The 25,422-nt window shown below is 63.1% G+C and carries 22 protein-coding genes; 13 read left to right on the forward strand and 9 right to left on the reverse strand.

The genetic code is table 11. The annotated features are described in order from the left end of the window. Window positions 1-7: 7 nt before the first annotated feature. The gene (locus LOKVESSMR4R_RS13300) at window positions 8-781 is read right to left on the reverse strand and encodes an alpha/beta hydrolase (RefSeq protein ID WP_087209211.1); all 774 of its coding nucleotides are present in this window, start codon (window positions 779-781) and stop codon (window positions 8-10) included. 67 nt (window positions 782-848) lie between these two features. On the opposite strand from LOKVESSMR4R_RS13300, the gene LOKVESSMR4R_RS13305 reads away from it, so the two are divergent. Further along, the gene (locus tag LOKVESSMR4R_RS13305) at window positions 849-2,327 is read left to right on the forward strand and encodes an NAD-dependent succinate-semialdehyde dehydrogenase (protein ID WP_087209213.1); all 1,479 of its coding nucleotides are present in this window, start codon (window positions 849-851) and stop codon (window positions 2,325-2,327) included. Between the two features lie 82 nt (window positions 2,328-2,409). Here LOKVESSMR4R_RS13305 and LOKVESSMR4R_RS13310 read toward each other — a convergent pair whose 3' ends face one another. From LOKVESSMR4R_RS13310 to LOKVESSMR4R_RS13320, 3 genes are all read right to left on the reverse strand, one after another. After that, window positions 2,410-3,420, reverse strand: coding sequence for a serine hydrolase domain-containing protein (locus LOKVESSMR4R_RS13310; protein WP_204248676.1), 1,011 nt, complete (start codon window positions 3,418-3,420; stop codon window positions 2,410-2,412). Between the two features lie 161 nt (window positions 3,421-3,581). Next, complete coding sequence (locus tag LOKVESSMR4R_RS13315; protein ID WP_237331788.1) at window positions 3,582-3,974, reverse strand: VOC family protein; 393 nt, start codon at window positions 3,972-3,974, stop codon at window positions 3,582-3,584. A gap of 120 nt (window positions 3,975-4,094) precedes the next feature. Next, the gene (locus tag LOKVESSMR4R_RS13320; protein WP_087209216.1) at window positions 4,095-4,682 is read right to left on the reverse strand and encodes a DUF1285 domain-containing protein; all 588 of its coding nucleotides are present in this window, start codon (window positions 4,680-4,682) and stop codon (window positions 4,095-4,097) included. A gap of 69 nt (window positions 4,683-4,751) precedes the next feature. On the opposite strand from LOKVESSMR4R_RS13320, the gene LOKVESSMR4R_RS13325 reads away from it, so the two are divergent. The 4 genes from LOKVESSMR4R_RS13325 to LOKVESSMR4R_RS13340 all read left to right on the forward strand — a co-directional run bounded on the left by LOKVESSMR4R_RS13325 (window position 4,752) and on the right by LOKVESSMR4R_RS13340 (window position 11,539). Beyond that, window positions 4,752-5,759 carry an AAA family ATPase gene (locus tag LOKVESSMR4R_RS13325; protein ID WP_087209218.1) on the forward strand — a complete coding sequence of 336 codons (1,008 nt, stop codon included), beginning with the start codon at window positions 4,752-4,754 and terminating at the stop codon, window positions 5,757-5,759. Next, on the forward strand, window positions 5,756-6,625 hold the full coding sequence (locus tag LOKVESSMR4R_RS13330) for a DUF58 domain-containing protein (RefSeq protein ID WP_087209221.1): 870 nt from the start codon (window positions 5,756-5,758) through the stop codon (window positions 6,623-6,625). The genes LOKVESSMR4R_RS13325 and LOKVESSMR4R_RS13330 overlap by 4 nt, the downstream gene beginning before the upstream one ends. Beyond that, the gene (locus LOKVESSMR4R_RS13335) at window positions 6,625-9,378 is read left to right on the forward strand and encodes a DUF4159 domain-containing protein (RefSeq protein ID WP_087209224.1); all 2,754 of its coding nucleotides are present in this window, start codon (window positions 6,625-6,627) and stop codon (window positions 9,376-9,378) included. The genes LOKVESSMR4R_RS13330 and LOKVESSMR4R_RS13335 overlap by 1 nt, the downstream gene beginning before the upstream one ends. A gap of 91 nt (window positions 9,379-9,469) precedes the next feature. Beyond that, window positions 9,470-11,539 carry a hypothetical protein gene (locus LOKVESSMR4R_RS13340; RefSeq protein WP_087209226.1) on the forward strand — a complete coding sequence of 690 codons (2,070 nt, stop codon included), beginning with the start codon at window positions 9,470-9,472 and terminating at the stop codon, window positions 11,537-11,539. A 51-nt stretch (window positions 11,540-11,590) separates the two neighbouring features. On the opposite strand, the gene LOKVESSMR4R_RS13345 is transcribed toward LOKVESSMR4R_RS13340, so the two are convergent. Then, window positions 11,591-12,283, reverse strand: coding sequence for a DUF599 domain-containing protein (locus LOKVESSMR4R_RS13345; RefSeq protein WP_087209230.1), 693 nt, complete (start codon window positions 12,281-12,283; stop codon window positions 11,591-11,593). A gap of 91 nt (window positions 12,284-12,374) precedes the next feature. Between LOKVESSMR4R_RS13345 and LOKVESSMR4R_RS13350 the strand changes: the two genes are divergently transcribed. The 5 genes from LOKVESSMR4R_RS13350 to LOKVESSMR4R_RS13370 all read left to right on the forward strand — a co-directional run bounded on the left by LOKVESSMR4R_RS13350 (window position 12,375) and on the right by LOKVESSMR4R_RS13370 (window position 17,748). Continuing rightward, the gene (locus tag LOKVESSMR4R_RS13350) at window positions 12,375-13,808 is read left to right on the forward strand and encodes an FAD-linked oxidase C-terminal domain-containing protein (RefSeq protein ID WP_087209232.1); all 1,434 of its coding nucleotides are present in this window, start codon (window positions 12,375-12,377) and stop codon (window positions 13,806-13,808) included. 67 nt (window positions 13,809-13,875) lie between these two features. After that, window positions 13,876-14,970, forward strand: a complete 1,095-nt coding sequence (locus tag LOKVESSMR4R_RS13355; protein WP_087209235.1) for an FAD-binding protein — start codon at window positions 13,876-13,878, stop codon at window positions 14,968-14,970. Next, complete coding sequence (gene glcF, locus LOKVESSMR4R_RS13360) at window positions 14,970-16,289, forward strand: glycolate oxidase subunit GlcF (protein WP_087209238.1); 1,320 nt, start codon at window positions 14,970-14,972, stop codon at window positions 16,287-16,289. Before LOKVESSMR4R_RS13355 ends, glcF begins: the two co-directional genes overlap by 1 nt. Window positions 16,290-16,344: 55 nt before the next feature. Further along, a complete protein-coding gene (locus LOKVESSMR4R_RS13365; protein WP_237331789.1) occupies window positions 16,345-17,151 on the forward strand; it encodes a trypsin-like serine peptidase in 807 nt (268 codons plus the stop codon). 129 nt (window positions 17,152-17,280) lie between these two features. Beyond that, a complete protein-coding gene (locus LOKVESSMR4R_RS13370) occupies window positions 17,281-17,748 on the forward strand; it encodes an Hsp20 family protein (protein WP_087213217.1) in 468 nt (155 codons plus the stop codon). 88 nt (window positions 17,749-17,836) lie between these two features. On the opposite strand, the gene polA is transcribed toward LOKVESSMR4R_RS13370, so the two are convergent. Then, a complete protein-coding gene (gene polA / locus LOKVESSMR4R_RS13375; RefSeq protein WP_087209241.1) occupies window positions 17,837-20,647 on the reverse strand; it encodes a DNA polymerase I in 2,811 nt (936 codons plus the stop codon). A 36-nt stretch (window positions 20,648-20,683) separates the two neighbouring features. Between polA and LOKVESSMR4R_RS13380 the strand changes: the two genes are divergently transcribed. After that, a complete protein-coding gene (locus LOKVESSMR4R_RS13380; protein ID WP_157898228.1) occupies window positions 20,684-21,142 on the forward strand; it encodes a hypothetical protein in 459 nt (152 codons plus the stop codon). Here the strand turns inward: LOKVESSMR4R_RS13380 and LOKVESSMR4R_RS13385 are convergent. Then, entirely contained in the window at window positions 21,139-21,318 is a 180-nt protein-coding gene (locus tag LOKVESSMR4R_RS13385; RefSeq protein ID WP_087213220.1) for a zinc-finger domain-containing protein, read from the reverse strand. The genes LOKVESSMR4R_RS13380 and LOKVESSMR4R_RS13385 overlap by 4 nt on opposite strands. Before the next feature lie 86 nt (window positions 21,319-21,404). Here LOKVESSMR4R_RS13385 and LOKVESSMR4R_RS13390 point away from each other — a divergent pair, with 86 nt between their 5' ends. After that, entirely contained in the window at window positions 21,405-22,328 is a 924-nt protein-coding gene (locus LOKVESSMR4R_RS13390; protein WP_087209247.1) for an ABC transporter ATP-binding protein, read from the forward strand. A gap of 54 nt (window positions 22,329-22,382) precedes the next feature. Here LOKVESSMR4R_RS13390 and LOKVESSMR4R_RS13395 read toward each other — a convergent pair whose 3' ends face one another. Next, the gene (locus LOKVESSMR4R_RS13395; protein ID WP_087209250.1) at window positions 22,383-22,745 is read right to left on the reverse strand and encodes an HIT domain-containing protein; all 363 of its coding nucleotides are present in this window, start codon (window positions 22,743-22,745) and stop codon (window positions 22,383-22,385) included. A 9-nt stretch (window positions 22,746-22,754) separates the two neighbouring features. Next, window positions 22,755-24,332: a DUF5928 domain-containing protein gene (locus LOKVESSMR4R_RS13400; RefSeq protein ID WP_087213222.1), complete on the reverse strand. Its 1,578-nt coding sequence runs from the start codon at window positions 24,330-24,332 to the stop codon at window positions 22,755-22,757. A gap of 144 nt (window positions 24,333-24,476) precedes the next feature. On the opposite strand from LOKVESSMR4R_RS13400, the gene LOKVESSMR4R_RS13405 reads away from it, so the two are divergent. Next, window positions 24,477-25,274, forward strand: coding sequence for a sulfotransferase family protein (locus tag LOKVESSMR4R_RS13405; protein ID WP_087213225.1), 798 nt, complete (start codon window positions 24,477-24,479; stop codon window positions 25,272-25,274). Window positions 25,275-25,422 lie beyond the last annotated feature (148 nt).

The following is a 25,422-nucleotide window of genomic DNA, read 5'->3' on the forward strand; positions in this document are numbered from 1 at the left end:
TGAAGCGTCACGCCAGCACAGCGCGGGTCAGGTCGCTGTCGGGCAGCGCCAGCGCCTCAATCACGTCAAAATGATGCCGCCCCGGCTCCCTCACCAGCGGGGCCGCCCAAACCTGCGCCAACAGCGCGGCCTGTGCCAGAAAAACAGGCCGTTCCGCGCCGCCGACCCAGATGGTCGCAGGACAAGACGGCGCAGGCAGATGCACCGGGCTTTCGGTCTGCGCGATGGCCGGGGTGATCTGCAGCTGCGCATTCATCGAGGTGCGCATCAAAGGGGCCAGATCGGCGACCGGCGAAACCGGCACGACCGATGCAACGCGCTGCTGCCACGCCGCCTCGGGGCGCGGCGCCATGGCGCGGGCCACCAATTGCGCACCCGCCGAATGCCCGACCAGCCGGACAGGCCCCGGCACGCGGCGCGCGATCACATCGATGGCGCGCTGGATCTGCGCGCCGATCTGCGCAATACCGACCTTGGGGCAAAGATCATAAGACGGCATCGCCACCGCCCAGCCCTGCGCCAGCGGTCCCGCCGCCAGATGCGACCAGAAGGATTTGTCAAACCGCAGCCAATAGCCGCCATGCACAAAGATCACGACCCCGCGCGCCAACCTGTCGGGGTGGAACAAATCGAACCGCAGCCGGTCGGTCTCGCCATAATCCAGATCAAGCTCGCAGCGTGCAATGCTGCGAAAGGCGGCAGCCTGCGCCGCCCAGCGGTCGGGATAATCCGCGCCACCCGGAATATGCGCCGCATTCGCATAAGCATCGTCAAGATCCATCGGCCAGCCCCCCTTTACCTTTGCCCCATGCCAAGGCCACATTAGGCGAAAGTCAAAGGAGACTACCATGCGCGATGATACGACCAACCTGAAATCCTTGCTGCGCCGCCCCGATCTGGTTTGTGACGCGGCCTTCGTGGCCGGCGAATGGCGGCAGGCCGCCAGCGGCAAGACCTTTCGCGTGACCAATCCGGCACGCGGCGATGTGATCGCGGAATTGCCCGATCTCAGCCGCGCCGAAGTTGCCCAAGCCATTGATGCCGCACAAAAAGCCCAGAAACCATGGGCCGCGCTGGCGGCCAAGGAACGCGCGAAAGTGCTGCGCAAATGGTATGATCTGATGATCGAGAACCAGGAAGATCTGGCCATCATCATGACATCGGAACAGGGCAAACCCCTGACCGAGGCGCGCGGCGAAGTCGCCTATGGCGCATCCTTCGTGGAATGGTTCGGCGAAGAGGCCAAGCGCGTCTATGGCCAGACAATCCCCGGCCATATGGCCGATAAACGCATCACCGTCATCAAACAGCCCATCGGGGTGGCGGCGGGAATCACGCCCTGGAACTTCCCCAATGCGATGATTGCGCGGAAAGTCGCTCCTGCACTGGCTGCTGGCTGCGCTTTCGTGGTGCGGCCTGCCTCGCTGACGCCTTTGTCCGCGCTTGCCATGGCCAAACTGGCCGAAGAGGCGGGCGTGCCCAAGGGGCTGTTCTCGGTTGTGACCTCGACCTCGTCATCCGAGGTCGGCAAGGAATTCTGCGAAAACCCCATCGTGCGCAAACTGACCTTTACGGGATCCACCGAAGTGGGGCGCATCCTTTTGAAACAAGCCGCCGATCAGGTGATGAAATGTTCCATGGAACTGGGCGGCAACGCGCCTTTCATCGTGTTCGATGACGCCGATCTGGATGCCGCCGTCGAAGGGGCGATTGCCTGCAAATTCCGCAATAACGGGCAGACCTGCGTCTGCGCCAACCGGATCTATGTGCAAAAAGGGGTCTATGACGCCTTTGCCGCCAAGCTGAAAGTCGCGGTCGAAAAGCTGCGGGTGGGCGACGGGCTGTCCGAGGGCACCACATTGGGGCCGCTGATCGAACCGGCGGCGGTCAAGAAGGTGCAGGAACATCTCGACGATGCTTTGTCCAAAGGCGGCAAGGTTCTGACAGGCGGCAAGCCGCATGATCTGGGCGGGCAGTTCTTTGAACCGACCATCGTGACCCATGCGACCAAGGATATGCTGGTCAGCACGGATGAAACCTTTGGCCCCTTTGCGCCCTTGTTCATGTTCGAGGATGAAGACGACGTGATCTTTCAGGCCAATGACACGATCTTTGGTCTGGCGTCCTATTTCTATGCCAAGGACCTCAGCCGCGTGACCAAGGTGGCCGAGGCGTTGGAATATGGCATCGTCGGCGTGAATACCGGCATCATCTCGACCGAGGTGGCACCGTTTGGCGGCATCAAGCAATCGGGTCTGGGGCGCGAAGGATCATCGCATGGCATCGATGATTACATGGAGATGAAATATATCTGCACCAGCGTGTAAGACCGGGGGATGGGTGAAACCACCCATCCTACGCCAGCGGATCAACCGGTAGGATGGGTGATTTCACCCATCTTTCCCCGCATTACGCCATCTGACTGCGCGCAAGCAGGATTACATCGCCTTCGATCAACCGCATGATATCGCCGAAATGCCCACCGGACCGCGCGGGCTGCGTCGGATCCGAGGTCAGCGCCAGCGTCAGTTCCAGCGCGGGCATGGTGCAGATCACCTGCCCCCCATAGCCACGCGCCAGCGCGTAATCGACACCCTCTGCCTGCCCCAGAAACCAGCCATACCCATAGCCAAGGCCGGAAAACTGCGACCGCGTGCGCGGTTCCAGCGACCGCGCGACCCAATCGGCAGACAGCACCTGCGCGCCGCCGAACTGCCCGCCCATGCGGTACATCTCGCCGAACCGCGCCATAGCGTCCAAGCTCAGCGCCATCTCGTTGCCGCCCAGATACCGCCCCTGCGGATCGCGGGTCCAGGCGGGGATCTCGATCCCCAAAGGCTGGCCCAGCCGCGCGCGTGCAAGATCCAGCAAGGACCGCCCCGACACCTCGGACAACACCGCGCCAAGGATGTGAAACGACCCCGTGGAATAAAGCATCTGTGCGCCCGGTTCCGCCACGAAAGGCCGCGACAAAGCATTGGCAACCCAGTTACGGCTATTCACCCAAGCGCCGTAATTGCTGCCCGAGGTCCGCTCCAGCCCCGCCTGCATGGTCACGAGGTTTTCGATGGTGATGCCCGCCACACGCGGATCGGCGGCCGCAGGGATCAGCTTCGGCGCCACCTCGCCCAAACTCGCGTCCAGCGAAGGCAATTCACCGCGATCCAGCGCCGCCCCCGTCAAGGCCGCGACGATGGTCTTGGACACCGATTTGACAGGCACCGCAGCGCCCAACGACGGCCCGCGAAACGCCTGCGACAAAACCTCTGCCCCCGACTGGCGGATCACGATGGCACGGCACTGGTCCAAGCTGCGCACACGGTCAGCCACGGCGGCCCAAGGGTCCGATTGTGCAACCAGCGGCGTCCCCAACGTGGCCGCAGCCCCCAACAAAACAGCGCGGCGTCCCAGCATCGGCATGGCAAATCCTTTTGTTACTGAGTGCAAGGATAGGACAGCGCACGGAAGGTGACAGTTACATTTGCGTGTGTGGGGGGATGAGGCGACACCCCATCGCAGGATAGCCTTGGCCAAGGTCTGCTATGCGGGACTTTACCGATGTTGCACCAGCTTCGAAGCCCTCAATCATCTGGGTCGTAACAGACGGCTTGCAGCTTGTTGCCATCAGGATCGCGCACATAAGCGGCGTAGTAATTGTCGCCGTAATGCGGTCTCGGACCCGGCTTGCCCGCACAGCTTCCGCCTAAACGCAGGGCAGACTCATGAAAACGGTGCACGGCTTCCTTTGTCTGCGCGACAAATGCAACATGGGTGCCGTTCCCCCATGTTGCGGGAAGGCCGTTTTCCGGCGGGTATAGATAAATCGTTGGCATTTCGGCCTTTTGATAGGCTGGCGGTTTGCCTGCAGGCTTGGGCAGGCGCGCAAAACCAAGCACGCCCAGAACCTCGTCATAAAAGCGCCCGGCGCGCTCCACGTCATTGGTCCCGAGCGTGATGTGGCTGATGATGGACATGATTACCTCTCCGCATTCCGCGATGAGAATAAATCATGAACATGTAATCACCAACACTTTTCCAACCGATACGCCTGATACCTGCAAACTGAGCGCGCAGCAAAGATCAGGCCTCCGCCCCTACCCCAACTCCGCCGATGGAATAATCGCGAAGAAGGCCCCCCTAGACCGCACCCCGAACCAATGCTCGCCCGCGTGTTCGGCATGTTCGCCCAGATCGACCAGCCGGTAAAACGACTTGCGGTCGATCAGCGCTTCAAGGTTCGCGCGGACCAGCACATAGGGCGATGGCTCTCCGGTTTGCGGGTCACGCTCGACGCGGATCGGGTTGTCGGGGCCTGCGGTCACGGTATCGCCGACATTGGTGGTAAAGATCAGCCCGTCACCGTCGCGGTCCACATCCACCGCCACGAAAGGCGCGTCATCCACGGTGATGCCCACCTTTTCGACCGGCGTTACCAGCACATAATCATCCCCGTCGCGGCGCAGGATGGTGGAAAACAGCCGCACCAGCGCGGGCCGCCCGATGGGTGTGCCCATGTAAAACCACGTCCCGTCCCGCGCGATCCGCATGTCGATATCCCCGCAATGCGGCGGGTTCCACAGATGGACCGGCGGCAATCCGCCCTTGGGGCCGGTTTTTTGCGCAGCAAGCACGCTTTGGGCCAAACCTTCGGCGCTGGGGGCAACAATCTTTTGTGTGGTCATTCTTTTGCCATTGGGATCATCAGGATTATCTGTTCTCTTGCAGCATATAGGTAATCCAAGGGGAAAGTCATGGCCGACGACGCCGATCTTGTCGCACAGATAGACGCATTGGGTGCGAAACTGGGTGCCGCGCGCGACAGTATCGCGGCCCGTTTCATCGGCCAGCGCCGTGTCGTGGACCTGACCCTGTCGGCGCTGATCTGCGGTGGCCATGCGGTGCTGGTCGGCCTGCCCGGCCTTGGCAAGACGCGGCTGGTGGATGCTTTGTCCACGGTGATGGGGCTGGATGGCAACCGAATCCAGTTCACCCCCGATCTGATGCCTGCGGATATTCTGGGCTCCGAAGTGCTGGAAACCGCCGCCGATGGCAGCCGCGCGTTCCGGTTCATCGAAGGGCCGGTTTTCTGCCAGTTGCTGATGGCCGATGAGATCAACCGCGCCAGCCCGCGCACGCAATCGGCGCTGTTGCAGGCGATGCAGGAAAAAGAGGTCACAATCGCCGGCCAGCACCGCCCGCTTGGCCTGCCGTTCCATGTGCTGGCCACGCAAAACCCGCTGGAACAGGAAGGCACCTATCCGCTGCCAGAGGCGCAGCTGGACCGGTTTCTTGTGCAGATCGACGTGCCCTACCCCGACCGGCAGACCGAAAAGGACATCCTGATCGCCACCACCGGCACCGAGGATGCACAGTCTGTCGCCGTCTTCACCGCCGCCGAATTGCTGGCCGCCCAAGCGCTGCTGCGCCGGATGCCGGTGGGCGAAAACATCCTTGATATGATCCTTGATCTGGTGCGCGCCTGCCGCCCCGATGACGCCACCGCCCCCGAGGTGATCCGCCAGAACGTCAGCTGGGGCCCCGGCCCGCGCGCAGCGCAGGCGCTGATGCTGACGGTGCGGGCCTCGGCCTTGCTCGACGGACGCTTGGTCCCATCGGCCGAAGACGTGCGCAACATGGCCGTGCCGGTGCTGGAACACCGTATGGCGCTGTCCTTTGCCGCCCGCGCGCGGGGCGAGGATATCCAATCCGTCATCACCACAGTCGCAAGCCAGATCACGCAGGTCGCAGCGGCGGCATGACAACGCCGCTGACGCTCCGGTCGCAGGCGGAAACGCTTGCCGCGCATCTGCCGCCCCTGCTGGCCGAGGCAGAGCATCTGGCCGCGACCGTCCTGCTGGGCGAACATGGGCGCAGGCGGGCAGGCACCGGCGACACGTTCTGGCAATACCGCCCCGCCCAAAATCACGATGCCGCGCGCAACATTGATTGGCGCCGGTCCGCGCGGTCGGATGCGCGGTTCGTGCAGGACAAGGAATGGCAGATCGCGCAATCGGTGGTCTTTTGGGTCGATCAGGGCGCGGCGATGGGGTTCCATTCTGGCGATCATCCGACCAAGGGGGCGCGCGCGCGCATCCTTGCCATGGCGCTGGCGGTGCTGCTGATCCGGGGCGGTGAACGGGTCGGGCTGACCGGCCTGCGCCTGCCACCCCGGCGCGGCAGCGCGCAGCTGCAACAGATGGCGCAGATCCTGTCCGAACAGGCCACAACCGATCATGCAGCCCCCGCGCTGACCGGCATGCTGGCGCATTCCCGCGCGCTGTTTGTCAGCGATTTTCTGGGCGATCTCGACGGGCTGCGCGCAGCACTGACCCGCGCCGCAGATCGCGGCGTCAAAGGGGCGCTGCTGCAAGTCCTCGACCCGCAGGAAGAGGCGTTTCCGTTTGACGGGCGCACGATCTTTCAATCCATGACCGGCAGCGTCAGCCATGAAACCCTGCGCGCCCGCGATCTCAAATCGCGCTATCTGGACAGGCTGGCCGCGCGCAAGGATGCGCTGGCGCAACTGGCCCGCGTGACCGGCTGGCAGTTTCACACGCATCATACCGGGCAATCGGCGACACAGGCGCTGCTGTGGCTATATGGCGCGCTGGAAAGGCGGCGCTGATGTTCATGCTTGGACCCGTCGGATTTGCGGCCCCGATGCTGCTGCTTGGCCTGATCGCGCTGCCGATCCTGTGGATCTTGCTGCGCGCGGTCCCGCCTGCCCCGGTACGGCGGCGGTTTCCGGGTGTGGCGCTGCTGCTGGGTCTGACCGATGCCGAAAGCCAGTCCGACCGCACGCCGTGGTGGCTGCTATTGCTGCGCCTGTCGGCGGTTGCGGCCATCATCATCGGTTTCGCCGGTCCGGTGCTGAACCCCCAGCAGGCCCGCGAGGGGCGCGGCGATCTGGTGATCGCGCTGGATGGCACTTGGGCAGGCGCGCCCGATTGGCAGGCGAGGATCGACCGTGTCGCGGCCCTGCTGACCGAGGCCGCCGCCAATGAACGCCGCGTCGCGGTGGTCACGCTGACCGACCTGCCCTTGGCCGAACCGCTGCCCTTTGCCGCGCCCAGCGCATGGCGCGAACGGCTGGCAAGCTTGCAACCCAAGCCCTGGCAGCCTGTCGATGCGGCGGCCTATTTCGCGGATCAGGGCGGGTTTGAGACCTATTGGATCAGCGATGGGCTTGATTATCCGGGCCGCGCCGACCTGCTGGCCACCTTCGAGAGCGCAGGCAATGTGACCCTATTCCAGACCCCGCGTCAGGTGACTGCCCTGCGCCCTGCACGGTTCGAGGATGGCACGGTCCGCGTCAGCGCTGCCCGCACCCCGATTGGTGCGCCAAGCGAGACGACCGTCACCGCCATCGGCCTTGATCCGGCTGGCGTGGAACGGGCGCTGGCCTCTGTGCCGCTGGCGTTTGAAGCGGGACAAGAGGTGGCGGAAACCACGCTCGACCTGCCGCCGGAATTGCGCAACCGGATCACGCGGTTCGAATTGACCGGCACACGTTCCGCCGCCGCGGTCAGCCTGGGCGATGATGCTTTGCGGCGGCGCGAGGTCGCGCTGATCGCAGGGCGCGGCGACCGCGAAGGGCTGGATTTGCTTTCGCAGCTTTTCTACCTGCGCGAGGCGCTGGCCCCCACCGCTGACCTGATCGACGGTGATCTGGCCGATGTGCTGCTGGCCAATCCCGATGTGATCGTGCTGGCCGATGTCGCGATCCTGACCGATATCGAGGCGCAGGGCATCGCCGATTGGGTCGATCAGGGCGGGCTACTGTTACGTTTTGCGGGGCCGCGTCTGGCGGCCTCGGACGTGGGTCGCCGGAGTGAGGACCCGTTGCTGCCGGTGCGTCTGCGCGCAGGTGGCCGCAGCGTCGGCGGCGCGATGAGCTGGGGCGAACCCAAGGCGCTGGCCCCCTTTGCCCCCGATACACCGTTCTTTGGTCTGACCATCCCCGAGGATGTGACCGTCACCAGCCAGGTCATGGCGCAGCCCGACCCGACGCTGGCCGACCGCGTGATCGCGCAGCTGGCCGATGGCACGCCGCTGGTCACGCGCAAATTCAGCGGGGACGGGCAGGTCGTGCTGGTCCATGTGACCGCGAATGCCGAATGGTCGAGCCTGCCTTTGTCAGGGCTTTTCGTGCAGATGCTGGAACGGCTGGCCGTGTCCACCCGCCCGGCCAGGCCAGAGGCCACCGAACTCGCAGGGACGATATGGCAGCCGCAGAGCCTGCTGGATGGTTACGGGCGTTTGCAGGACGGGCGCGATCTGGCCGGTGTCGCGGGCGAGGTGCTGGCGACCGGCGTCACTGGCCCGCAATTGCACCCGGGGCTTTACGCCGCGCGCGACCGCCAGATCGCGGTCAATGTGATCGGGCCGGACAGGCTGCTGACCCCCGCCGCCTGGCCAGCGCGGATCGCCGTCGAAGGTATGACCGCCCTGCGCGCCACGGCCCTGAAAGGCTGGCTGCTGGGCGCGGCTTTGGCGCTGTTGCTGGTCGATATCATCGCGTCACTGGCCCTGGGCGGCCGGTTGCGCGGGCCGCGCGCGGATGTCGCCTTGGCGGTGATGCTGGCGCTGGCCCTTGCCCCCAAAGCCCAGGCGCAAAACGCCGAGGATTTCGCGTTGCAGGCCACATCCGAGGTGGTGCTGGCCCATGTGCTGACCGGTGATCCACGCATTGACGAGGTGACCGCCGCCGGCCTTGCCGGCCTGTCCCAGACCTTGTTCCGGCGCACCTCGATCGAACCGGCGGCACCGATGGCGGTGGATATCGAAACCGATGAGCTGGCGTTTTTTCCGTTTCTTTACTGGCCGATCACCGCCGATCAGCCGCTGCCCAGCCGCGAGGCCTATGGCAAGCTGAACCGCTATCTGCGCAGCGGCGGGATGATCCTGTTCGACACCCGCGACGCCGATACCGCACGCTTCGGGTCCGGCTCGCCCGAAGGGGCGCGGTTGCAGGCGATTGCCCGCTCGCTGGATATTCCGCCCCTGGCCCCGATCCCGCCCGATCATGTGCTGACCCGCACATTCTATCTGTTGCAGGATTTTCCGGGCCGCTATGCCAGCCGCGATGTCTGGGTCGAGGCCGCACCCCCGGATGCCGCGCAGGTCGATGGCATGCCGTTTCGCAATCTGAATGACGGGGTGACGCCGGTGGTGATCGGCGGCAATGATTGGGCGCGCGCCTGGGCCGTGACCGCGACTGGCGCGCCGATGTTTCCGGTCGGGCGCGGCGCGGCCGGTGAACGCCAACGCGAGATCGCGCTGCGGTTTGGCGTCAATCTGATCATGCATGTGCTGACCGGAAATTATAAATCCGATCAGGTCCATGTGCCTGATTTGCTGGATCGGTTGGGCCAATGAGAATGCGGCGGATCCTGACCTGTCAGATGTCACGACATCTGACGCCTCCGGCGGGGATATTTAAGCTCGGAAGATGCGGGGAGTTTGGCGCATGACCGGCATGGTGATCTTTGATCCGCTGATCCCGCTGGTGGCGGTTTACGCGCTGGCGGGGCTTGTGGCGCTGGCGGTTGTGTTGGCGGCCTGGCGCCGCTTGCCCGGCTGGTGGCTGCGCGCATTGGCGGGGCTGGCCTTGCTGGCGGCCATGGCCAACCCGTCCTTGCAGCGCGAGGACCGCGCCCCGCTCAGCGATATCGTCATGGTCGTCCTCGATGAAAGTGCCAGCCAGCGCATCGCGGGCCGCCCTGACCAGAATGCCCAAGCCCTGGCGCATATCACCGCCGCATTGGACCGCCAGCCGAATACTGAAATGCGTCTGGTCAGGCTTGGCGATGCGCCGGGCGATCAAGGCACGACCTTGATGACCAGGCTTGCGCAGGCTTTGGCCGAAGAGCCGCAGGGCCGGATTGCCGGGATCATCGTGATTTCGGACGGCCGCCTGCATGATATGGACAAGGCCCCCGCCCTGCCCGCGCCGCTGCATCTGCTGCTGACCGGGGAACCTGACGATTGGGACCGCAGGCTGGTGGTGTCCAATGCCCCCGCCTTTGCCATTCTGGGCGAGACTTTCAACCTGACCCTGCGGATCGAGGATCAGGGCGCCGCACCGGCCACCCAGACCGTGGATCTGTCGATCTCTATTGACGGGGAACCGCCGCTGACCCTGCCTGTCCCGCTGGGCCGCGATATCGAGCTGCCGGTGCAGCTGGCCCATGCGGGTATGAATGTGTTGCAATTCACCATTCCGACCACTGCGGGTGAATTGACCGACCGCAATAATGCCGCCGTCATCCAGATCAACGGCGTGCGCGACCGGTTGAGCGTCTTGCTGGTGTCGGGCGAGCCGCATCCGGGCGAGCGGACCTGGCGCAACCTGTTGAAATCCGACGCGGCGGTGGATCTGGTGCATTTCACCATCCTGCGCCCGCCCGAGAAACAGGACGGCGTGCCGGTCAATGAATTGTCGCTGATCGCCTTTCCCACCCGCGAGCTATTCTTGGAAAAGATCGATGATTTCGACCTGATCATCTTTGACCGTTACCGCCGGCGCGGTATTCTGCCCAATGCCTATTTCGACAATATCCGCAATTATGTCGAACAGGGCGGGGCGGTGCTGATTTCTTCAGGGCCGGAATATGGCGCGGCGGATAGTATCTATCGCTCGCCTCTGGGGGCGGTGCTGCCGGGTGCGCCGACCGCGCGCGTGTTCGAGCAAGGCTTTGTGCCGCAGATCACCGATCTGGGCGCGCGCCATCCGGTGACCGCGGGGCTGGATGCGCTGGCGCCCCCTGCCGCCGAGGGCGATGGTCCGGGCTGGGGCCGCTGGTTCCGGCTGGTTGATGTGCTGGTCCCGCAGGCGGCATCTGTTGTCATGTCGGGGCTGGATGACCGCCCCTTGCTGGTGTTGAACCGGGTTGGCGAGGGTCGTGTGGCGCTGATGGCCTCGGATCATTCCTGGCTCTGGGATCGCGGCTATGAAGGCGGCGGGCCGCAGTTGGAATTGCTGCGCCGTCTGGCGCATTGGATGATGCGCGAACCCGAGCTGGAGGAAGAGGCCCTGTTCGTCGCCCCTGTCGGCCAGCAGATGCGGATCATCCGCCGCACCCTGTCTGACACTGCCGGTGACGTGACCATCACCCATCCCGACGGGACCGAAACACGCGTGCCATTGACCGAGATATCCCCCGGCCGGTTCGAGACGCTTTGGGATGCGCCTGAAATCGGGCTCTACCGGCTGGATGACGGCGAAGAACAGGCCGTCATCGCGCTTGGCCCTGCGGCACCGCGCGAATTCGAACAGACGATCGCGACCGGTGACGTGCTGGCGCCCCTGATCGCAGCGCAGCGTGGCGGCATCATGCCGGTGTCAGAAGGACCTGTGGATATTCGTGCCATGCGCCCCGGCCGCCCTGCCGCCGGGCGCGGCTGGATCGGGATCACCCCGCGCGGCGCATTCCAGACCGCTGATATCAAGATCACGCCCCTGGTGCCGGCCTGGCTATTCCTGCTGCTGGCCGCGATGTTGAGCCTGGGGGCCTGGCTGCGCGAAGGCCGCCGTTAAAGCGTTGCAGGACAGGCCTGCACAGAATCTGGCGGCCTGGTCCGAGACAATCTAATCATTCATCAGCACATTGCGCGGCAATGATGCGAATTCGCGCGACCAGATGATCCCCGCAACGATCAATGTCGCCAGGATCAGCGCGCCCGGTCCCGCAAGCCAGGCCAAGGCAGCCAGCGCGAAATACATCGACCGCAGGCCACGGTTGAAATTCAGCGCGGCGCGGATGTTCAGCTCTGCCGCCTGGGCTGCGCGCGGATAGGCCACCGGATCGGCCGGGTCGTTGGGCACCGAGGCCATGACCACCGCGCAATAGCCGAACACCCGGTTGGACCAGACGAATTTCAAAAAGCCATTGGTCAGGAACAGCGCGACCAGCGCCAGTTTCAGCTGCCAGATCAGCACGGGAACCTGTGTATCCGTCACCTCTGCCGCGACGCCCCGCAGGCTTTCGGTATTGCCCAGCAAGGCCAGCACGCCGCCGATGGCAAAAAGGCTGGTCGAGGCAAAGAACGCCGTGCCTTCGCGCAGACCGGCCAGGATCTGGCTGTCAAAGATGCGCGGGTCACGGGTCACAAAGACCTTCATCCAGTCGCGTCGCCGTTCCGACATCAGCACCGTCACCGACGGACGCCGCAGGCCGGGATGTTCGATCCGCCAGCCAATGCCACACCAGACCAGCACGATCAGCGCCGCTGCTACCGCGTCAAACTGGTTGAGTAACCCAAGGTGATCAAGCAAAGTCATGTGAAATCCATAGCCGGTCCAGTTCAAACTTGCCAGAAGGCAAAATTGGTCATATAATCTTACCAGTCATACCCAGGGGGGAGCGCGCTCCATGCAAATGCCATTACCCAATGCCGGCGTCTTGTCGCGCAAGGACCAGATTGTCGCCCGCCTTGCGGCCGTGCTGCCGGCCGATGCGCTGATGTCGGATATCGCGGAAACCCGCGCCTATGAATGTGATGCGCTGACCGCCTATCGCTGTCCGCCTTTGGCCGTGGTCTTGCCCTCGACGACCGAACAGGTCGCGGCGGTGCTGAAGATCTGCCATGACATGGGCGTGCCTGTGGTGCCGCGCGGGTCTGGCACCTCGCTGGCGGGCGGCGCGCTACCGACGGCTGATTGCGTGATCCTTGGCGTGGCGCGCATGACCCAGGTGATCGAGACGAATTACCCCGACCGCTATATCCGCCTGCAGACCGGCCGCACCAACCTGTCGGTCACCGGCGCTGTCGAGGCGGACGGGTTTTTCTATGCTCCCGATCCGTCCAGCCAGCTGGCCTGTGCCATCGCGGGCAATATCGCGATGAATTCGGGCGGCGCGCATTGTCTGAAATATGGCGTGACCACGAATAACCTGCTGGGTGTGACCCTGGTCACGATGGATGGCACCGTAATGGAGATCGGCGGCGCGCATATGGATGCGGGCGGGCTGGATCTGCTGGGCGTGATCTGCGGGTCCGAGGGTCAATTGGGCGTCGTCACCGAGGCGACCCTGCGCATCCTGCCCAAGCCCGAAGGCGCGCGCCCCGTGCTGATGGGCTATGACAGTTCCGAAGTTGCCGGACAGGTTGTCACCGATATCATCAAGGCAGGCATCCTGCCGGTCGCCATCGAGTTCATGGACCGCCCCTGTATCGAGGCGACCGAGGCTTTCGCCAAGGCTGGCTATCCGATCTGCGAGGCGCTGCTGATCGTCGAGGTCGAAGGATCCCCCGCCGAGATCGACGCCCAGCTGGCGCTGATCATGCAGATCGCCCGCAGCCACAACCCCGTCGAGCTGCGCGAGGCCAAGGATGCCGACGAGGCTGGCCGGATCTGGCTGGGCCGCAAATCCGCCTTTGGCGCAATGGGTCAGATCAATGATTACATGTGTCTGGATGGCACGATCCCGGTGTCCGCGCTGCCTTATGTGCTGCGCCGGATCGGCGAGATGTCCAAGGAATATGGCTTGGGCGTTGGCAATGTCTTTCATGCAGGCGATGGAAATATGCATCCGCTGATCCTGTTTGACGCCAATAAGCCCGGCGATCTGGAACTCTGCGAGGCATTCGGCGCCGATATCCTGCGGCTTTGTGTCGAGGTCGGCGGCTGTCTGACCGGCGAACATGGTGTGGGGATCGAAAAGCGTGACCTGATGCATGTGCAATTCGCCCCCGCCGATCTGGAAGCGCAGATGGCGGTCAAGGATGTGTTCGATCCCGCATGGTTGCTGAATGCCGCCAAGGTGTTTCCGCTGGATAGCTCTGCCCCAAGACGCGCGGCGTGAGGGGGCTTTGCCCCCGCCCCGGACCCTGTCCGGGTCTCCCCCAGGATATTTATACTCGGAAGATGATATGACACCCCAGAACGAGCAAGAGCTTGCCCGCATGGTGGCCGAGGCCGATGGCCCGCTGCGGATCATGGGCGGCGGCACGCGGCCTATCGGGCGCAGCACCGGTGCTGCGCTGTCGCTGGCAGGCATGGCGGGGATCACGCTTTATGAACCCGGCGCGCTGACGCTGGTGGCCAAGGCGGGCACGCCTTTGGCCGAGGTGCAGGCGCGGCTGGCGGCCGAAAACCAGCGCTTGGCGTTCGAGCCGATGGATCATCGCGCGCTGCTTGGCACCGAGGGCGATCCGACCATCGGCGGCATGGTCGCGGCCAATGTGTCAGGGCCACGGCGCATTTCAGTGGGGGCCTGCCGCGATTTCATGCTGGGTGTGCGCTTTGTCGATGGTGCGGGCAATATCATCAAGAACGGCGGCCGCGTGATGAAGAATGTCACCGGCTATGATCTGGTCAAGCTGCTGACCGGGTCTTATGGCACTTTGGGTGTGCTGACCGAAGTGTCGTTGAAGGTCCTGCCGGATGTGGAAACGCAAGTGACGCTGGTGCTGGAGGGGCTGGATGATCCCAGGGCCGTGGCCGCGATGGCGGCTGCCATGTCCTCGCCTTTCGAGGTGACGGGGGCGGCGCATGATCCCGCATCAGGGCGCACCCTGTTGCGGCTGGAAGGCTTTGCCGCGTCGGTTGCCTATCGCGCCCAGGCGCTGGCGTGGGTGCTTGCCCCGTTCGGGGCCGTGGCCGTGATGGATGATCACGCCGCATCGGCCGCGCTTTGGGCCGCGATCCGCGATGTGACCGCCTTTGCCGGGCAGCAGGGCTGTGTCTGGCGGCTGTCGGTCAAGGCATCGGATGCGCCCGCGCTGGTCGCCAAGGCGGGTGCAAGCGCGGTGATCTATGATTGGGCGGGCGGCTTGGTCTGGCTTTTGGCTGATGGCGATCTGCGCGCGCGGCTTGGGGATTTTGCGGGCCATGCCACGCTGATCCGGGGGCAGGCCGATGTGCCGGTGTTCCAGCCGGAACCGGCGCCTGTTGCCGCGCTGAGCACCGCATTGCGCGCGAAATTCGATCCGCGCGGCATATTCAATCCGGGGATGATGGGCTGATGCAAACGACATTCACACCAGAGCAGCTGGCCGAGCCCGGCACGGCGCGCGCCAACCAGATCCTGCGGACCTGCGTGCATTGCGGGTTCTGCACCGCGACCTGCCCGACCTATCAGGTGCTGGGCGATGAGCTCGACAGCCCGCGGGGCCGGATCTACCTGATCAAGGATATGCTCGAAAACGAGCGTGTGCCCGATGCCAAGACGGTCAAGCATATCGACCGTTGCCTGTCGTGCCTGGCCTGTATGACGACCTGTCCCTCTGGTGTGCATTACATGCATCTGGTCGATCATGCCCGCGCCTATATCGAAAAGAATTACGACCGGCCCTGGTCGGACCGTGCCTTGCGCTGGATTCTGGCGCAGGTGCTGCCCTATCCGATGCGGTTCCGCCTGGCGCTGCTGGGGGCCAAGATCGGGCGGCCCTTTGCGCGGTTCATGCCCGACCCCCGTCTGCGCGCGATGCTGGAAATGGCGCCAAAGGTCATCCCGCCGGTCAGCCGCAATGATGATCCGCAGACCTTTGCCGTCGCTGACAAGAAAATGCGCGTCGCCTTGATGACCGGCTGTGCGCAAAAGGCACTGAACACGGATATCAACGATGCCACGATCCGCTTGCTCACCCGTTTCGGGGCCGAGGTGGTCGTGGCCGAAGGCGCGGGCTGTTGCGGGGCCTTGACCCATCACATGGGCAAAGAGGCCGAAAGCCATGCCGCCGCCGCCGCCAATATCCGCGCCTGGGTGCGCGAGATGGATCAGGGCGGGCTTGATGCGATCGTGATCAACACATCGGGCTGCGGCACGACGGTCAAGGATTACGGCCATATGTTCCGCAATGACCCGCTGGCCGCCGATGCCGCGCGGGTTGCCGCCATCGCGATGGATGTCTCCGAAGTGTTGATGAAGCTTGACCTGCCCGCAGGGGCCGACAAAGGCACCAAGGTCGCCTATCACGCCGCCTGTTCGCTGCAACATGGCCAGAAGATCAAGACCTATCCCAAGGATTTGCTGAAAAAGGCCGGTTTCACCGTGCTGGAACCGGCCGACAGCCATTTGTGCTGTGGGTCCGCAGGCACCTATAATCTGATGCAGCCCGAGATTTCCAAGCAATTGAAGGCGCGCAAGGTCACCACATTGGAGGCGCTGGTCCCCGATATCATCGCCGCGGGCAATATCGGCTGCATGATGCAGATCGGCAGCGCCACCGCCGTGCCGATCGTGCATACGGTCGAGCTGCTGGATTGGGCGACCGGTGGGCCGCAGCCGCCTGCGCTGCTTGCATCGGGCAATTCCGCGCCACAGGTGCCGATCCTGCGCTAGCGCCGTGACGCGGCCCCGTATATCATCCATCTGCGGGCCGCGAACGGGAGACAGGATGCGCCATTTCATCGTCACGCTGTTCATGGCGCTGACCGGCACCATTGCGCTGGCGCAGGAATCGGCGCTGGTCACCTTGCAAACGCGCCAGGCAAGCCAGGGCTGGGAAGCTGTCGGGCGGCTGGACATCGCGGGGAAAGGCTTTTGCACGGCGGCCCTGATCCGCGAGCGCCTGATCCTGACGGCGGCGCATTGTCTTTATGACAGTGACGGGTCGCTGGTGGCGGCAGAGCGGTTTTCCTTTCGGGCCGGATTGCGGGACGGGCGCGCGGCCGCGACCCGCGGGGTGATCCGGGCCGTGGCGCATCCGGATTATATCCATACGGGCGGCGCGACCCGCCCTGCGGCCGTGGCGATGGATATCGCCGTGCTGGAACTGGATTTGCCGATCCGAGAAACCCGCCTGCGCCCCTATCTGATCGCGGATCGTCCGCTGGCGGGGGACGAGGTCGGTGTTGTCTCTTACAGGCGCGGGCGCGAAGATGTGCCAAGCCTGCAAGAGGTCTGCAATGTGCTGGGCCGCCAGACCGGCGTAATTATCATGACCTGCGATGTCGATTACGGATCAAGCGGATCGCCGGTCTTTATCATGCGCGATGGTGAGACGCGGATCGCCTCTGTCGTCTCGGCGATGGCGCAGGTCGGCGGCGAGAAAGTCTCGCTTGGCACCTCGCTTGAGGCACCGCTGCGCAGGCTGATGGCGCATTTCGCATCCCAGGGACCGGCGCGTCCGGGCGGCAGCCAGCGGATCATGTCCCAGGGTGCGCGCAACGACACAGGCGCCAAATTCGTCACTGTCGATTAGGGTCTTGAAACCCATCTGATCCTTTCCCAAATCTTCACCAGCAGGGTGCCAATGACGGGCCCTGCGACAAGGGCCTGTCCGGTTTTGGAAGGCCACAGATTGTTATCGCTTGATGAAAAGGATGACCCTATGCGTAGTTTCGATTTGACCCCGCTGTATCGTGCAACCGTCGGTTTTGACCAGATCGCCGACCTGCTGGACCGTGCTTTGGCCAGTGATATGGGCCAGACCAGCTATCCCCCTTATAATATCGAAAAGACCGCTGATGACGGCTGGCGTATTTCCATCGCCGTGGCCGGTTTCGCCGAAGATGAGCTGGCCATCGAGGTGAAGGACCGCGCGCTGCATGTCACCGCGCGCAAGGACGCTGATGACAGTGAGCGCAAGTTCCTGCATCGCGGCATTGCCACCCGTGCGTTTGAACGCCGCTTCCATCTGGCCGATCATGTGCAGGTCACCGGTGCCTTGCATGAAAACGGCATGCTGCATATCGATCTGGTGCGCGATGTGCCCGAGGCGCTGAAACCGCGCCGGATCGCGATTGCGCCTGCACAGAAATCGCAGGCCAATCTGGTCACCGCAAATTCGGTGAACTGATCCGCCGCTGGCGCGACGGAGCGCGCCGCGCGGGAGTATTTTTGGAAAAAAGAAGGTGCAGGCGCGGGGGGTGACCCTCGCGCCTTTTTTAATGCGCGGTGGCCCAGTTCGGGCCTTGGCCCGCATCCACCGCCAATTTGACATCGAGTTTGACCGCAGGATCGCTGGCGGTTTCCATCACCTGCCGCGCCACGCCGATCAGGTCCTCGGCGGCGCTGGCATCGACCTCGAACAACAGCTCGTCATGCACTTGCAGCAGCATTTTGGCGGGCAGGTCCTTGATCGCGGCGGGCATGCGGATCATCGCGCGCCGGATCACATCGGCGGCGGTGCCTTGGATCGGCGCATTGATCGCGGCCCGTTTGGCGAAACCGGCTTGCGGGCCTTTGGTGTTGATCTCGGGCGTGTTGATCCGCCGGCCAAACAGCGTTTGCACATAGCCGTGGTCGCGCGCAAAGGCGATTGTGTCATCCATATATTGCCGGATGCCCGGGAAGCGTTCGAAATAGCGGTCGATGAAGCCTTGGGCATCGCTGCGCGGGATCCGTAGGTTGCGCGCAAGGCCAAAGCCCGAAATCCCGTAGATCACCCCGAAATTGATCGCCTTGGCCTGGCGGCGGATCTCGGGCGTCATCTGGTCCAGCGGCACGTCGAACATTTCGGACGCCGTCATTGCATGGATGTCGATCCCGTCCAGAAACGCCTGTTTCAGCGCGTCGATCCCCGCGATATGCGCAAGGATGCGCAATTCGATCTGGCTGTAATCAAGGCTGACGATCACATTGCCCGGCGCCGCGACGAAAGCTTCGCGGATGCGCCGCCCTTCGTCTGATCGCACGGGGATGTTTTGCAGGTTCGGATCGGTCGAGGCCAGCCGCCCCGTGATCGCGCCTGCGATGGAATAGGATGTATGCACGCGCCCTGTATCGGGGTTGATATGGTCCTGCAGCGCGTCGGTATAGGTCGATTTCAGTTTCGCCAATTGCCGCCAGTCAAGGATGCGCCGTGGCAGGTCGTGGATCGTGGCGAGGTCTTCGAGCACGTCCGCCCCGGTGGAATAGGCACCGGTTTTACCTTTGGCCGGGGTCTTGCCATCGGGCATGGCCAGCCCCAATTCATCGAACAGGATTTCACCCAATTGCTTGGGCGAGCCCACGTTGAACGGGCGGCCTGCCATTTTCTGGATCTCGTCTTCCAGCCCCGCCATCTTTTGCGCGAAAGCATTGGACATCCGCGACAGCGTATCGCGGTCGACCATGATGCCGTGCATTTCCATCTGCGCCAGCACCGGCACCAGCGGCCGTTCCAGCGTTTCATAGACGGTGGTCACGCGGTTCACATGCAATTGCGGTTTGAGCATCTGCCAGAGGCGCAGGGTGACATCGGCATCCTCGGCGGCGTATTTTACCGCATCGGCGACCGGCACCCGGTCAAAGGTCACGGCGGATTTGCCGGTGCCCAGCAGCGGCTTGATCGGGATTGGCACGTGCCCCAGATAGCGTTCGGACAGCGTGTCCATGCCGTGATTATGCAGGCCCGCATGCAGCGCATAGGACATCAGCATCGTGTCATCGATGGGGGCGACATCGATCCCCAGCAACGCAAAGATCTTGGCGTCATATTTCATATTCTGCCCGATCTTGAGGATGCTTGCATCCTCCAGCACGGGTTTGAGCATGGCGAGGCATTGCGCCATATCCATCTGCCCCTCGGCCCGCGCATCAGAGCCGAACAGGTCATCCGCCCCCGCCTTATGCGCCAGCGGGATATAGCAGGCCTGCCCCGCCGCCACGCAAAGCGAGATGCCGACCAGATCGGCGCGCATTTCGTCAAGGTTGGTGGTTTCGGTGTCGATGGCGACATGGCCCGCCTCGACGATCCGGTCGATCCAGACCTGCAGGGCAGCGGCATCGCGGACGCATTCATAGCTGTCGGCATCGAAAGGCACGGCCTCGGTTGGGGCAATGTCCGTCGCGGGGGCCGGCGCCTCGATCACGGGGGCGGCAACGCCGAGCTTATCGGCGATCCGTTTGGACACCGTTCGGAATTCCATCTTGGCCAGAAAGGCCAGCAGCGTGTCAGGGTCGGGTATGCGGATTTCCAGGTCGTCCAGACCGAAATCAAGCGCCATATCGCAGTCAAGCTGGACCAGTTTCTTGGATAATTCGATCTGCACGCGGTGGTTCACCAGCGTTTCGCGGCGCTTGGGTTGCGTGATCTCGCCCGCGCGGTCCAGCAGGCTTTCCAGATCGCCGAATGCATTGATCAGCAGGGCGGCAGTTTTGATCCCGATGCCCGGCGCGCCCGGCACGTTATCAACCGAATCGCCCGCAAGCGCCTGCACATCGACGACGCGGTCGGGATAGACGCCGAATTTTTCAAACACCCCGTCGCGGTCGATGCGTTTGTTCTTCATCGGGTCGAGCATTTCGACGCCATCGCCAACCAGCTGCATCAGGTCCTTGTCGGAACTGACGATGGTGACACGGCCCCCCGCGCGGCGCGCGCGGTGGGCAAGGGTGGCGATGATATCATCGGCCTCGAACCCCTCGACTTCCTCGCAGGCGATGTTGAAGGCGCGGGTCGCATCGCGCGTGAGCGGGATCTGCGGGCGCAATTCCTCGGGCATGGCCTCGCGGTTGGCTTTGTATTGGTCATACATGTCATTGCGGAACGTGTGGCTGCCCTTGTCAAAGATCACGGCGACATGGGTGGCCGCATCCGCGCCGGAATTATTTTCGACATAACGTTGCAACATGTTCACAAAACCGCTGACCGCGCCGACCGGCAGACCATCGGACTTGCGCGTCAGCGGCGGAAGCGCATGATAGGCGCGAAAGATGAAGGCCGATCCGTCGATCAGATGCAGGTGACAGCCTTTGCCGAATGTTTGCGCCATCGTTATGGTCCTTTTCTCTGGTTACAAGGTTTTGCCATGATCCGTCTCATCCTTCCAGCCATCATTGCCGCCAGCAGCGCCGCAGCGCAGGACAGCAGCATTTGCCGCAACCTCCCTTTCAGCGCCAAGAATTGCGTGCGCGTGCTGGCCTGTATCGGCGATCAGGGGGTGACATTCGACGGGCAGGCGCGCGGCTGGGATGCCGGAGCCGTCACCGGCCAGATGTCGGATGGGACCAGTTGCAGCGGTGTCTGGGATTCAAACGGGCCGATGGGCACGGGGCTGGCGCGGCTCGGCTGCTCTGACGGCACCGATATGGATGTGATCTACTACAATCAGGACAATATCACGGGCACTGTCATCGGTCAGGGCCAAACCAGCACCGGCCATGCAATCCGCGTCTGGTCGGGCGAGAACGTGCTGCAATTCCTGACACCGCAGGGGGCCTATGGCGCGTCCCTGCCCTGCGTGCAGGGCGACATCCCGATCAGCTAGACCTTGCCTTCGAAATCCTTGTGGACCAGCTTGGCATCGCAATAGGGGCATTCGATCCAGCCGCGGCCTTCGGGGATCTGCAGCCAGACCCGGGGATGGCCCAGCGCGCCTTCGCCGCCGTCGCAGGACACGCGCCAGTCTTGAACGATGCGGGTCTCGGGGGCGGGTGTGGTCATCTGCATAGCCTGTCTGATTGCCGCGGGGCGCTGCCCGCCTTATGTGTCATCCTATACCGCAGCCGTGGCAAAGGGGAAAGACCAGCATGACCGACAACGCCATCGAAATCAGTGGCCTGCGCAAAACCTATGCCGCCACGGCCCGCGCGCCCGCGCATGAGGCGCTGAAAGGCATCGACCTGACCATCCCGCGCGGGGCGATCTTTGGCCTTTTGGGGCCGAACGGGGCGGGCAAATCGACGCTGATCAACATTCTGGCGGGGCTGGTGGTGAAATCGGCCGGGTCGGTGAAAATCTGGGGCTTCGATCAGGACAAGAACCCGCGCCAGTCGCGCGCGGCCATCGGGATCATGCCGCAGGAACCGAATCTCGATCCGTTCTTCACGCCGGCAGGATCACTGGATGTGCAGGCAGGGCTTTACGGCGTGCCGAAAGCACAGCGCAGAACGGCCGAAATCCTCGATCTGATCGGGCTGACCGACAAGGCCGATGCCTATGCCCGCTCGCTTTCGGGGGGGATGCGGCGGCGGCTGCTCTTGGGCAAAGCGCTGGTGCATAGCCCGCAGATCCTTGTGCTCGATGAACCGACCGCCGGGGTCGATATCGCGCTGCGCAACATGCTGTGGGACAATGTACGCGCGCTGAACCAACAGGGCATGACCATCATCCTGACGACGCATTACCTGCAAGAAGCGCAGGAAATGTGCGACGAGATCGCGATCATCAACCACGGCGCGGTGGTGACGCGCGACAGCACGGCAAACCTGCTCGGACGGCTGGACAGCAAGACGCTGGTGATTACGCCGACACAGGCGGCCGCCCTGCCCGCTTTGCCCGACGGTATCACCGGACAGGCACATGACGACGGGCGGCTCAGCTTTACCTATAGCGCCGGCATCACCCAAGCCGATGCGATCCTGTCACTGGTCCGCGACGCGGGCATCACCATCAAGGATGTGCAAAGCCGCGAGGCTGATCTGGAAGACGTGTTCCTGTCACTGACCTCCTGACATCTTCCGAGCCCAAATATCCCTGCCAGAGGCCAGCCCGTCGCAGACGGGCTGTCAGCCTTGCAGCATCCGGCCCAACTGGCGCCCACCGATGATATGCAGATGGTAATGCGGCACATCCTGCACGCCGTGGCTGCGCGCATTGGCAATGGCGCGGAACCCTTGGTCCACATCGGTCAGACGGCAGACCTCGGCCACGGCCTGCATGAACCCCACCTGTTCGGCAGGTGACGCATCGCGCGCGAAATGGTCCAGGCTGACATAGGCCCCCTTGGGGATCACCAGCACATGGACGGGGGCCTGCGGGTTGATATCGTTGAACGCCAGCGCATGATCGTTTTCATAGATTGTCTGATTGGGGATCTCCCCGCGCAGAATTTTGGCAAAGATATTCTGGTCGTCATATTCAAAAGTCATCTTTTATCCTCAATCGACAAACAGGTGCGGCGTGCGGGCCAATTCCAGCGCAACGGCCTCCTCGACGCCCAGAAACGCGGCGATCGCAGCCGCATTCTCGGCCTCGGTCGCTGTTTCGCGCAGACGGGAGGTTTGCTTGAAACCGGCATCGCGGATCGCATCACCTTCATGGATCATGTCACGGCGAATCGTGGGCAGCAAGCGCGCGAAAGTCGCGGGCGAGCTCTGCGGCCCGGCCAACCCGACGCGGATCGCATGGCCGATCAGGTAATCGTCACAGAGGCTGCACTCGATTTCCAGCATCCGGACATCCGCGCGGTCGGCCTGAAATGCCGTGATCAGATCAAGGCTGGATGTATCCAGACAGATCACCACCCGATCCGTCCCCGCATGATCATAAAGCATCCGCATAAAGGCACCGTGGTTCCGGCCGCGTTTGGCCAGCGACCTTTCGATCCCGCCCATATCGGGCAAGGGCGTCTGGGCTTCGTTGAACAGGTAATCAAAGGCCGCAATATCGGTATTCTGGCGGATCGCGGCGGTCAGCCGCTTGGCGACATGCCATTTCTTGCACAGGATGATCAGCAGGCTACGCCCCACCCCGATCGCCATTTCCGCCTCCCAGAATCGCGGTGCGAACCGGCGCCCGCTGCGCCCGCGCGCGGTCAGAAAGCTGAACAGCGTGCGGCCTTCGTTGGAAATGGTGAAATCCGCCTGCCCCGAGGCATAAAGCGCACCCAGCCGCTTTTTCAGGCCATGCGCCTCTGCGCTGATCTTGCGCGCGAACAAAGCATCCTGGCCCAGCAAGAAATCGGCATGGTCGTTGTAAAAGGACACCGGCATCCCGTAATCGCTGAACATCAGAAAGGTCAGGGTGCGGCTCTCGATCTCGCGGCCGGGCACCAAATGGCGGACCAGGGTCTGGAAAAAAGTCTCATCGGGAATCCAGGTGGTGCGAAAGAACCGGATCACGTCCGGGCGCTGGCGGGTGAAGGCCAGCACCGCCTCGACGCTGCGGCGACGCAGGCACCACCATTGGCTGCCGATCATGACATTGATGCCAGATGGCAGCGCGCGGGTGATGTTGAACCGCTTCTGCAAGGCAAAAGCCGCATAAAACCGGCGTTTCTGGCTGCGCTCGTTGAAATAATGACGATAGATCAGCCGTTCTTCGCGAAACCCGGTCTTGATCCAATCGGTATCAAAGAAATCGAAACTCTCGATGAAATCCTTGTCATGCATATCCAGAAAGCGATGCGCATAATCGGCCGATTTGATCGGCATGCAATCGCCTGACAGCATGTAGAAATGGGTGGCTTGGGCAAAAGCGGCCAATGCGGCCTGCAAGCCGCGCAACGTCGCCTCGACCAGGCTCCATTCGCCCCAGCCGCACCGGACCCGGCGGGTCACGAAAGTGACATTGGGATGATCCGCCAACGCCCCCGTGATCTTGCGGTAATCGGCAGCTGCGGCAGAGGCATCGAAATGGATCGCCACATAATCACCGGCAGCGGTCAGCCGCGCCACCTGGTCCAGGATGGCATCGGGGTCTTTGTGGCAAAGCAGGATAAAGGCGACACGTGCCATGATATTCATTCATTCCGCGAGTGGCTTTGTCGCGTTCTACCGCAAAGAGACATTGAAGTGACAGGGTTTCTTTGCCTTTATGCCCCAAGCGGGATCAACTTGCCGCAAAGGAGCATCGTATTGGCCAATTTCCCCGGTATCTGGATGACCACCAGCGAAAGCATGGTCTACCGCGTCGTGCCGAAATGCGCCTGTTCGACCATCGGACAGATCATGTATTATTCCGATCACGGTCGCTTCTTTGATGGCGATATCCATGATGCAAAGTCAGGCCTGCACAAATGGGCCCTCGAGGACAGCCAGCAGCCGATCCGCGACAATGTGCTGGCGCATAAAAGCTTTGCCTTCACCTGTGTGCGCAACCCCTATACCCGGATCCTGTCGTCCTTCTTCGACAAGATCTGCGGCGTGCAGCGCAGCGGGAATTACTACCGGGGCAATCTGGTCCCGCAATTGATCCAGAAATATGGCATCGACGTGGGCGATCCGGCCGACGGATTTGCCTTTGACCAGATCAAGAGCTTCCGGCGGTTCCTGCTTTTCGCTCGCGACACGATCCGCTGGCGCAAACCGATGGAACCCGACATCCATTGGTCCGCCATGTCGGGCCATGTCGCGACCTATATCGCCAACGGCGGGCGCTACGATCATATCTTCTGGACCGAGAGGTTCGACGAAGGCATGCAGGTCGTGCTGGACCGGACCGACCGGCCCCATGCGATCGACCTTGCCACGATCCCGCGCTTCAACGAAAGCGAGGGGCACGGGCCAAAACGGCTGCATCCGGTGGCGGATTACTTTGACGATCTGTCGATGCATCTGGTCTATGAAATCTACAAACGTGATTTCCGGCTCTTCAAATACGATTTCGAAAATCCGGGCAACAAGATGCCATTGGGCGAGATCGACCTGGACGAAGTGCATGCCAAGCTAGGGCGGTAGGGGGCTGTCTGCCCCCTCGGCGCTGACGCGCCTCACCCCCGAGGATATTTTTGCTCGGAAGATGCGGCTTAATGCGATTTTAAGGTTAATACGCCATCCTGCCTTTGCGGGACAGGCAGGGATGCCGATGACCGCCGACGAAGATGCC

It is taken from the genome of Yoonia vestfoldensis, from assembly GCF_002158905.1.
GTDB classification, from domain to species: domain Bacteria; phylum Pseudomonadota; class Alphaproteobacteria; order Rhodobacterales; family Rhodobacteraceae; genus Yoonia; species Yoonia vestfoldensis_B.